The organism is Deltaproteobacteria bacterium (assembly GCA_028818775.1).
Classification (GTDB): Bacteria; Desulfobacterota; Binatia; order UBA9968; family JAJDTQ01; genus JAJDTQ01.
This window is the reverse complement of sequence record JAPPNE010000125.1, coordinates 1-9,342: the sequence shown is the minus strand read 5'-3', so window position 1 is coordinate 9,342 and position 9,342 is coordinate 1. Positions and strand designations below refer to the sequence as shown.

Here is a 9,342-nt window from a genome sequence, read left to right as displayed (position 1 = left end):
GAACCAGAAGAAGAACATGTAGCCGATGCCGAACTTGATGCCGAAGGTCTCGGCCAGGGCGACGATCTTCCAGGTCATGCCGAAGGAGTAGCGGAACGCGGACATGAGGTAGGGCATGAGCTGGGGGATGTAGACCTTCCGCACCATCATCTGCTTGCTGGCCTTGAAGGACTTGCCCATGTCCATCAGGCTCTTGTCCATGGCCTTGGTGCCTTCGGCCATGTTCACGGTCACGAACGGCGTGACCACCGCCATCACCGCCACCAGACTCCCGGTCTCGCTGAACCCGAACCAGAGCACCGCGAGGAAGACCATGAGAATCGTCGGTATGGTCAGAAACAGCGGGATCAGGCTCATGAGGGAATACTCCACGGTCTTGCGGAGTCCCATGGCCAGTCCGATGCCGATGCCCGCGAGCATCGCTACCACGAACGCGATGACGATGCGGAACAGGGTGATGCCGATGTGGAAGAAAGCCGAGTTGCCCTCGGGACCGGGCTCCACGAGGATACGCCCCATGGTCTGGAGAATCCGCCACGGATTCGGCAGCACCTCCGGCAGCGTGAACAGCGAGCCTATCCACCACACCACCACGAGCGCCACCATGGACGCCGTACGCATGTAGAATCGCATGCTCATTCGGCCTGTTGCTCCAATACGGAGAAGAACTCCCGCACCAGCTCTTTCTCCATGTCGAACAGCCGCGGGTCCTCGGGCTGCCTCGGCCGCGGCAGGTCCACGTTGACGTGCCGGAAGATGCGCGCGGGCTTGGTGCTCATCATGTAAACGTCGTCGGAGAGGTAGACGGCCTCGCGCAGGTCGTGGGTAACGAACAGGATCGTGGTCTTCGCCCGTTCGAGGATTTCCATCAGGTCGATGCGCATCTTGCGCGCGGTGATCTCGTCCAGGTGGCTGAAGGGCTCGTCCATGAGCAGGACGTCGGGCTCTATGGCCAGGGCGCGCGCGATCGCCACCCGCTGCTGCATGCCGCCCGAAAGGTTGAGCGGATAGTTGGGTTCCTGACCTCCCAGGCCGACCATTTCGAGGTATTTGCTCACGCGGTCGCGCCACTGGTCGCGCGGCACGCCCTGGGCCTCCAGCGCGAAGCGGATGTTGTCCTCCACCGTGAGCCAGTTGAGCAGGCGGGCGCTCTGGAAGACGTAGCCCACGTGGATGGCGCCGTCCGGCGACTGGGCAGCCGGGTGCACCGTGACGCTCCCGCCGTTCTCTACCTCGATGCCCGCGATGACGTTCAGGAGCGTGGATTTCCCGCAGCCGGAAGGACCCACCAAGCTCGCGAACTCTCCCTCCTTGACGTCCAGGCTGACGGCGTCGAGCACCACGAACTCCTCGTCGCCGCCGGGAGCGGGGAACTTTTTCGTCAACTTGTCTACGTGTACGACCGTCGAAGCCATGAACGACACCTGAATCAAATGTAGGGGCAGGTTTCAAACCCGCCCGCGCCCGAACCGCGCGCCTCGGGTACCCCGAGAGACATTACGTGGCCACCTGATGCCGCCACCGGAAGGCGCGGCGCTCCCAGGACCGTAATACCAGCACATCCACCAGGACCATGAACACCATGAAGCTCACCCCCCAGGCCAGCATCATGTCCACACGAGTGTCCTGGAAGTGGAACACCAGCATCTGCCCGACTCCGCTGCCCACGGCGAAGGCCTCTCCCACCAGCACGATCTTCCAGGAAAGCGAGAGCCCGATGCGCAGGGACGAAAAGATATAGGGCATGAGTTGCGGAACAACCACCTTGCGGATGATCAGATGACGGTTCGCCTTGTACACCTTGGCCATGTCGATGACTTCCTTGTCGATGGCCTTGGTTCCTTCCCATACATTGAGCGCCACGAACGGAAAAACGATGAGCACGGTAGTGAAGACCGGTGCGACATCCGACAGTCCGAACCACAACACACCCAGAAACGCCCAGCAGATGGCCGGGAACGTGAGCAGCACCATGATCCAGCCGTCCAGGAACGCCTCCACGTGCCGGTGGAGCCCCATGATGAGCCCGGCGATGCCGCCGATGACCATGGAGAAGCCGAGTCCCAGAATGATCCGGCGAAGCGTATCCCATACCACGGTGTAGCTGGTGGGATCCGAATAGACCGTGATGAGCCGCAGCACGAGCTCCTGCGGTCCCGGCAGGAAGGCCGCCAGGAACAGCAGCGACACCAACTGCCACAGCAGGACGAAAGCCAGCAACGTGAGGACCCCGGCCAGAAAACCGGGTTTGCCCTTGATCATGGGGAGAGCCTGTCAGAGACGGGGATGGAGGCGTCCGGGCCCTCGGGCCGAAGCCGTGACGAGGACCCGGACACCGTGACGTCGACTAGTTGAGAATCAACCCGTGCTTCTTCTTGTCCGGGACGAAGTCCAGGACTCCCCGCCGCTTCGCCATCTCCAGAAAATCCCATTGATGGTCCACGGTCTCCTTGTCCCACTTGGCCACGAAGATCTTGTTCTTCTGCAGCCAGTCCCGGTAGACCCCCGCCTCGGCCTTGTTCTTGATGCCCGTCACCGTGGCGAACTTGGCCTCGGCCTGATCGAAGTTCTTGGGGTCCCGGAGCCAGCGCATGGACTCCATGACCGCGGCCGAGAAATTCGCCGCGCGCTCCCTGTCCTCGTCCACCCACTCCCGCCAGCACACCAGCGGCGCGGACCAGACGATGGGCTGGCCGGTCTTCGACTTCCAGTAGTCGTTGGGCACGAACACCGAGCGGTACTTGTCGGGCTGCGAAGCCGCGCGGATGGTCAGCGAGCTGATGTTGAACATGGAGTCCACGTCGCCGCGGTCCAGCAGGGCCAGGAGCGCGGGGGCCGCGGCCTGCTTCAACTCCACGTCTTTCTTGTTGACGATGTCCATGCCGTGGCCGTCGATGATGACCGCCCGGGTGGCCTTGAAGGCGCCGGCGCCGGTGGACCAGGTGGCGAACCTCTTGCCCCGCAGATCCCCGATGGACTTGACCGGGCTGTCTTTCTTGACGAAGACCTCCTGCATCACGGTGAGGCCGCCGCCGACGATGACGAAGTCAAGCCCCTTGGTGATCCGGGCGATGGCGGCCGTGCCCGCGTAGGACGAGCAGGGCACTTCCTTGGCGGGCAGCGCCGCCATGTGTCCCGCGAAGGGGCGCACGTCCACGTCCGCGTCGATGCCGCGCTTCTCGAAGATCCCGGCCATCTCCCCCGCCAGATACAGCATGGAGATGATGCTGTTGCGGCCGGCGGTGACCTTGACCTTGTGGAGATCCGCGGCCGCGACCTCGAAGGCCAGGAAACTCACGAGCGCAAGCGCCAGAAATGCTGTCCATGTGTAGCGTCGCATTGTTTGCCTCCTTTGAAGGGTTGCCGCTCCATCGGCCGGCAACGAAAGCCTTTCACCTCGCGATTGCAACGTGCAAAACGACGAATAGTAGTTCGTGCCCGATTCTTTGTCAATGCCGGGCCGGCGCTTCAAGTCCTGTTTTATTCACGGTTTCAGATAGTCCTTCAGATCCATATTTTGCCACAGCTCAGGGTCCGGCTCGATCCGGGTCTCGAATTCTTTTTCCACCGTCCGGGTGGCGTCGATCACCAGGTGCGTGGTCATGGGGCCGCGGCCCGTGCGCGCCTCGTTGTAGGACACCGGGTCGAGGTGCGCGCCCTTGACCCCCGGCATGATCAGCAGGTCCTGGTCCGCCACCATGCGCGTGGCGATGGCCCAGGCCACCTCGCGCTCGTTGAACACGTCCACGTCGTCGTCCACCACCACAGCGGTCTTGCCGTAGTTGTCGGTGGACACGGCCACCAGGCCGGCCTGCTTGCCTTCGCCGGGGACCCGCTGCTGCAACGATACGTACGTGCCCAGCCAACCCATGATGTTCACCGCCTTGAGGGTGGGGAACTGGGAGCGCAGGCGGTCGTACATGCTCATCTCGGCGCTCACGTTGGGCGCCAGGTTGTGCTCGATGTGGGCCGAGTCCAGGTGATGGTAGATGGCGTCCCGGCGCATGGTGATGGCGCTCACGTCGATGACGTAGCAGGGCTTGTCGCCCACGCCGTAGTAGCCCAGGTACTCGGCGTAGGGGCCGTCGGTGGACATGGTGGCGGCATCGATGGTGCCCTCGATGACGATCTCCGCCTGGGCCGGCACCGGCACGTCCACGGTCTCGCCCGGGACCACCTCCAGCGGCTCCCCGAGATACCCTCCCATGAGGTCGAACTCCACCACCCCCTTGGCCTGGGACGCCTGCAGCACCGCGGAGTGGTGGCCGATGACCAGGGCCACCTCCATGGGGCGGCCCAGCTCGGCGCAGCGCCGGGCGATGTAGGCGCCGTCGTTGCCGGGATTGATCATGCAGCCCAGGCGGTTCCGGCCCATGACCATGTGACGGTAGATGCCCGCGTTGGGAACACCGGTGTCCGGCCACTTGGCGATCATGAAACCCGCGCTGATGTACTTCCCCGCGTCCAGCTTGGAGTTGTGGATGATGGGCAGCATTCCCAGGTCCACGTCGTCGCCGATGAACTTCTTCTCCTTGATCGGGGCCTTGTCCTCGTCCACCCACACGGGATCTTCGCGTTGCGCCAGCTTCCTGCGCAGCACGTCGTAGATCTCCACCCGGGTCATGCGCTGCGGATCGCAACCAAGCCCCCAGGCCAGGAGGTCGAAGGAGCCGAACATGTTGGTGATCAGCGGCAGCGCGCTGCCCTTGATCTCGGGGCAGTAGATCACCGGGTTGCGGCCCTCGGCGGCGAGCTTGTGCTGGATGATGCCGATCTCCAGGTAGGGGTCCAGCGGCTGGGTCACTTCGACGTAGTTCTCGGGTCCGGTCTCCCGTACCGCCTGAAGGAAAGTCCGTAGATCGGGGTTCATAGTGCGGTCTCCATCATCGGGCGTCTTCCTGCACCAGGGGCAGAACCTCCTCGACGAAACGGCGGATCTGGGCCAACTGGTCGTGCCCGGTAAAGCGCAGCACCGGCGTGCTGATGCCCATGTCCAGCCACTCCCGCAGCAGCACCGCGCACTCCTCCGGCGCGCCGTAGGCGAGCCAGGTGCGGATGACCTCGTCGCTGGGCGGCGCCAGCGGGTAGTATTCCTGGAAGTAGTGCTTCGACTCCTCGTAGGCCACCCGCTTGTCTTCGTTGATGTTGATCATGCCGTGGATGCAGGTCTCGAAGCCGCTCAGGTCGCGCCCCTGGCGCTGCGCCACCGCCTGCATGAAGTCCCAGCGGCGGCGGAACTCGTCGGGCGCCACCACGTCGGTCATGTAGCCGTCGCCCAGCCGGATCACGCGCTCCAGCGCGCGCTGGACCAAGGTGCTGCCTTCCAGGGGGCGCCGCGGGTTCACGGCGATCCAGATGGGGCAGGGGCGCTGCACCGGCTTGGGCAGGATGTCGTAGTCCTCCAGGGTGTAGAAGCGCCCGCGGTGGTGCACCTTGCCGTCGCTCCAGAGCGCGCGCAACAGCGCGATGCCTTCCTCAAGCCGCGGCGCCCGCTCCTTGGATGTCTGTCCGAAGGCGCGCAGCTCGGGCTCGTGGCCGCCGCCGATGCACGCGCCCAGAACGGCGCGGCCGCCGGAGACGTGGTCCAGGCTGGCCCACTGGATCGCCAGCTCCACCGGATGGCGCAGCGGAAACGTGGCCATGCAGATGGTGCCCAGCCGCACCCGGCTGGTGCGCGCCGCGAGGTTCGAGAGCATCACGATGGAATCGAGCCGCGGCTTGTGGATGAAGCTGTCGCCCACCCACACCGACTCGAAGACCCCGCACTCCTCGGCGAGGACGGCGGAGGCGAACAGGTCGTCCACCGTCGTGAGGCCGAACAGCACGCCGCGGTTGGGAAGGCTCAGCCCCCATCGTGTGGGCAGGTCACGCATCACCTCAGGACACTACCTCACTTGGCACGAAATCTGAACAAGCGCTTCATTCGCGGTGCTTCAACGCCCGCAAGATCCGCTCCGGCGTCATGGGCAGTGCCCGCACGCGCACCCCCACGGCATTGTAGATGGCGTTGGCGACGGCCGGGGCGGCCGGGCCGAAGGGCAGCTCGCCGATGCCCTTGGCGCCGTAGGGGCCCTCGGAGGAGTCCCCCTCCACGAATGCGGCCTCCAGGCGCCTGGGCATGGTCGCGAAGGTGGGGAGCCGATAGTCGACCAGGTTCGGGTTCAGCACCTGGCCGCCGTCAATAGCCAGGTCCTCGTAGAGGGCGAAGCCGATGCCCTGGGTGAGGCCTCCCTCGATCTGCTGTTGAACACCGAGAGGGTTGAGGGCCTTGCCCACGTCGTGCACCGCCAGGTACCGCAACAACTCCACCGCCCCGGTCTCCGTGTCCACCCGCACCTCGGCCACGTGGCAGCAGGCGGCGATGACCGGGGCCGCCGCCTCGTAGTCGTTGGTGACGAAGCGGGTGGCGGCCTCGTCCACGAACGCGCCCTTGCCGATGATGAGCAGGCCCTGGCGGTCGTAGGCCTCCCGCACCACCTCGTCGAAGGTCGTCTCGCCGCCGGGCTCCACCGTGGCTGCCACCCGGTCGCCGGCGAACACCAGGGTCTCGGGAGCGGCACGCAGCATGCCCGCGGCCACCTCCGCCAGCCGCCGGCGCGCGTCGGCGGCGGCCGCGGCCACGGCGTTGCCGCACACGTAGGTGGTGCGGCTGGCCCAGGTGCCGAGGTCGAAGGGGATCACGTCGGTGTCGTTGTGGAAGATGCGGATGCGGTCCACCGACACGCCGAGCTGCTCGGCGGCGATCTGGGCCATGACGGTGCGGGTGCCGGTGCCGGTGTCGGCGATGGTGGCGATGATCGCCACGCTGCCGTCGCGATCCACCTTGACGATGGCCTCGGTGGAGTTCTGCCGGTAGTAGCGCAGGCCGGCGCCGGTCTCCGACAACACCGCCATGCCGATGCCCGTGCGCGTCGTGCCTTCGGCGGTTCCCTTGCCAGGCCGCATCAGCTCGGTGGCGCGCTCCAGGCAGGCGCGCTCGCACGGGCGTCTCAGGTTCTCGGCGCGCATTGCCACCGGGTCCAGTCCGAGCCGTTCGGCCATGGTTTCCAGGACGGACTCGAAGGCGAAGGTCTCCTCGGCATGGCCGAAGCCCCGGTAGGCGGCGCCGGGCGGCTTGTTGGTGTACACCAGCCGGGCGTCCACCGACGTCGCCGGATGATGGCGATCGTAGGACGAGAAGAAGGACATGGTGATGAAGTTGATGGTGGAGATGCCCTTGTCGTTGTAGGCGCCGTTGTCCCCCAGCACCTCCAGGCTCTTGGCGCGGATGACGCCGTCCCTGGTGCAGCCCAGCCTGAGCTTGAAGCGGTAGGCGTAGCGGGCGCCGGCGCAGCGGAACTCCTCGTCCCGGGTGTTGACGATGCGCACGGGCCGGCCGCCCGACTTGCGGGACAGGGTCGCGGCGATGGGCACCATGACGTTCATCACCAGCCGGGCGCCGAAGCCGCCGCCGGTCTCGGGCTGGATCACGCGCACCTGCCGCTGGGGGATGCCCAGCGTGCGGGCGATCTCGGCGCGCAGGGTGTGTGGCGCCTGGGTCTGGTGCCACACGGTGAGCTGGCCGGTGGCGCCGTACCAAGCGATGCAGCCGCGGGTCTCCATGACCGCATGGGACTGGCGCGCGGTTTCGAACTCCTCCTCCACCACCAGGTCGCATCCGGCAAAGGCGGCATCGATGTCGCCCTCCGCTTTGTGCACCTCGTAGGCCAGGTTGCCGCCGTCGTGGACTTCGGGAGAATCCGGCGACAGCGCGGCCTCCAGGTCCAGCACCGGCTCCAGGGGTTCGTAGTCCACCTCGATGAGGCGCGCGGCTTCCTCCGCGGTGCGCTCGTCCAGCGCGGCCACGGCGGCCACCTCGTCGCCGGCGTAGCGCACCGTGCGGCCGGGCGCGCACAGCGGCACCTTGTCCGCGAACTCCGGGACGAAGCTGAACTTGATGTCGGGCATGTCGTCCGCGGTAATGACCGCGATCACTCCGGGAAGCCGCTCGGCCCGGGAAGTGTCGATGCCGCGGATCCTGGCGTGGGGCAGGGGACTGCGCAGGATCTTGCCGTGGAGCATGCCCGGCTCATGCAGGTCCTCCAGGTAGAGGGCTTCGGCGGTCACCTTGGCCGCACCCTCCAGCGCGGGCGTCGAACGCCCGATGGTGTGAAGCGTGTTATCCCGCATGGTTTTCGCCATGACACCCAGAATCGCAGAAAACCGGGTTGCATTCCATAGCGCAGGTGGCATAGGGTAACCGTTTTCATGCCTTGGTCTGTCGGACCGCGGGGATTGGAGCAAACGGCCCGTCCCCCAGCGTCGTCCCGCCACGTGCGTGTAGCGACCCACCCGGCAGTCGATTCCAACAGGAGGTTACCGTCGTGAGCGACAAGAAGATCCTGAGCAGGGACAAGCGGCGCTATTTGCTGCCGTCCGAGCGCGCCTTGGGCGCCGAGACCCACAGCTACCTGCCGGAGCTGTGCGACCAGCTTCGCACGAGCAAGATCACCCGGCGCGATTTCCTGCGCCAGGCGGCGCTGCTGGGCATGACCGTGGGCGCGGCCTATGCCACCGCCGACAAGCTCATCGGCGGGGCGTTCGTCCCGTCCGTGGCGGCGGCGACGCCGAAAGCGGGCGGAACCCTCCGGGTTTCCATGCGTATCCAGGAGGTGACCGATCCGGCGATATTCGACTGGACCGAGAAGTCCAACGTCGCCCGGTTCCTCGTGGAGCACCTGACCCGGACCAAGGCGGACAATACGACGGTTCCCTACCTTGCCAAGAGCTGGGAGGCGTCGGACGACCTCAAGAGCTGGGTGTTCCATCTCAGGGATGACGTGACCTGGTCCAACGGCGACAAGTTCACCTCCGCCGACGTCGCGCACACGGTCAACCGCTGGCTCGATCCGAAAACCGGCTCCTCCAACCTGGGACTGTTCGCCGCCATGGTGGAGACCGTGAAGGGCGCCGACGGCAAGGATGTGAAGCGCGGCATCGCCAACGCGGTGGAGGTCATCGACGACCACACCATCAAGTTCAACCTCCGACAGGCCGCCCTGGCCATGCCGGAGAACTTCTACAACTATCCGGCCGCCATCGTGCACCGGGGCTTCGGCAAGGACTACGCGGCCGACCTGTCCAAGAACCCCATCGGCACGGGTCCGATGAAGCTGGAGGCGTTCGCCGTGGGCGAGAGGGCGATCCTCAAGAAGGCGCGGGACTGGTGGGCCGGGCCGTTCCACCTGGACGAAATCCACTATTTCGATCATGGCGAGGACACCAACGCCTGGATCGCAGCGCTGGCGTCGCAGCAGGTGGACATGGTCTTCCGCGTGCCCAACCAGGCCATCGACACGTTGA

Annotated in this window: 8 protein-coding genes; 1 reads left to right on the top strand and 7 read right to left on the bottom strand. The window is 65.8% G+C overall.

Annotated elements, in window-relative coordinates; all coding sequences use genetic code 11:
* The 7 genes from OXU42_13830 to OXU42_13800 form a co-directional block, all read right to left on the bottom strand.
* Positions 1-639 (bottom strand): ABC transporter permease subunit (locus OXU42_13830; protein MDE0030469.1); only part of this gene is annotated, 639 nt, incomplete at its 3' end.
* On the bottom strand, positions 636-1,415 hold the full coding sequence (locus OXU42_13825; GenBank protein MDE0030468.1) for an ABC transporter ATP-binding protein: 780 nt from the start codon (positions 1,413-1,415) through the stop codon (positions 636-638). The genes OXU42_13825 and OXU42_13830, both read right to left, overlap by 4 nt.
* 82 nt (positions 1,416-1,497) lie before the next feature.
* A complete protein-coding gene (locus tag OXU42_13820) occupies positions 1,498-2,262 on the bottom strand; it encodes an ABC transporter permease (protein MDE0030467.1) in 765 nt (254 codons plus the stop codon).
* An 85-nt stretch (positions 2,263-2,347) separates the two neighbouring features.
* A complete protein-coding gene (locus OXU42_13815; GenBank protein ID MDE0030466.1) occupies positions 2,348-3,340 on the bottom strand; it encodes an ABC transporter substrate-binding protein in 993 nt (330 codons plus the stop codon).
* A gap of 144 nt (positions 3,341-3,484) precedes the next feature.
* The gene (locus OXU42_13810) at positions 3,485-4,870 is read right to left on the bottom strand and encodes a UbiD family decarboxylase (protein MDE0030465.1); all 1,386 of its coding nucleotides are present in this window, start codon (positions 4,868-4,870) and stop codon (positions 3,485-3,487) included.
* Between the two features lie 13 nt (positions 4,871-4,883).
* Positions 4,884-5,873, bottom strand: coding sequence for an LLM class flavin-dependent oxidoreductase (locus OXU42_13805; protein ID MDE0030464.1), 990 nt, complete (start codon positions 5,871-5,873; stop codon positions 4,884-4,886).
* Between the two features lie 46 nt (positions 5,874-5,919).
* Positions 5,920-8,169, bottom strand: a complete 2,250-nt coding sequence (locus OXU42_13800) for a xanthine dehydrogenase family protein molybdopterin-binding subunit (GenBank protein MDE0030463.1) — start codon at positions 8,167-8,169, stop codon at positions 5,920-5,922.
* Positions 8,170-8,363: 194 nt separating this feature from the next.
* Between OXU42_13800 and OXU42_13795 the strand changes: the two genes are divergently transcribed.
* Positions 8,364-9,342: ABC transporter substrate-binding protein (locus tag OXU42_13795; GenBank protein ID MDE0030462.1), on the top strand; the 979-nt coding region annotated here is incomplete at its 3' end.

Coding starts and splice junctions, on each gene's coding strand:
- OXU42_13825 (MDE0030468.1), bottom strand. CDS start 1,415: ATGGCTTCGACGGTCGTACACGTAGACAAGTTGACGAAAAAGTTCCCC.
- OXU42_13820 (MDE0030467.1), bottom strand. CDS start 2,262: ATGATCAAGGGCAAACCCGGTTTTCTGGCCGGGGTCCTCACGTTGCTG.
- OXU42_13815 (MDE0030466.1), bottom strand. CDS start 3,340: ATGCGACGCTACACATGGACAGCATTTCTGGCGCTTGCGCTCGTGAGT.
- OXU42_13810 (MDE0030465.1), bottom strand. CDS start 4,870: ATGAACCCCGATCTACGGACTTTCCTTCAGGCGGTACGGGAGACCGGA.
- OXU42_13805 (MDE0030464.1), bottom strand. CDS start 5,873: ATGCGTGACCTGCCCACACGATGGGGGCTGAGCCTTCCCAACCGCGGC.
- OXU42_13800 (MDE0030463.1), bottom strand. CDS start 8,169: ATGCGGGATAACACGCTTCACACCATCGGGCGTTCGACGCCCGCGCTG.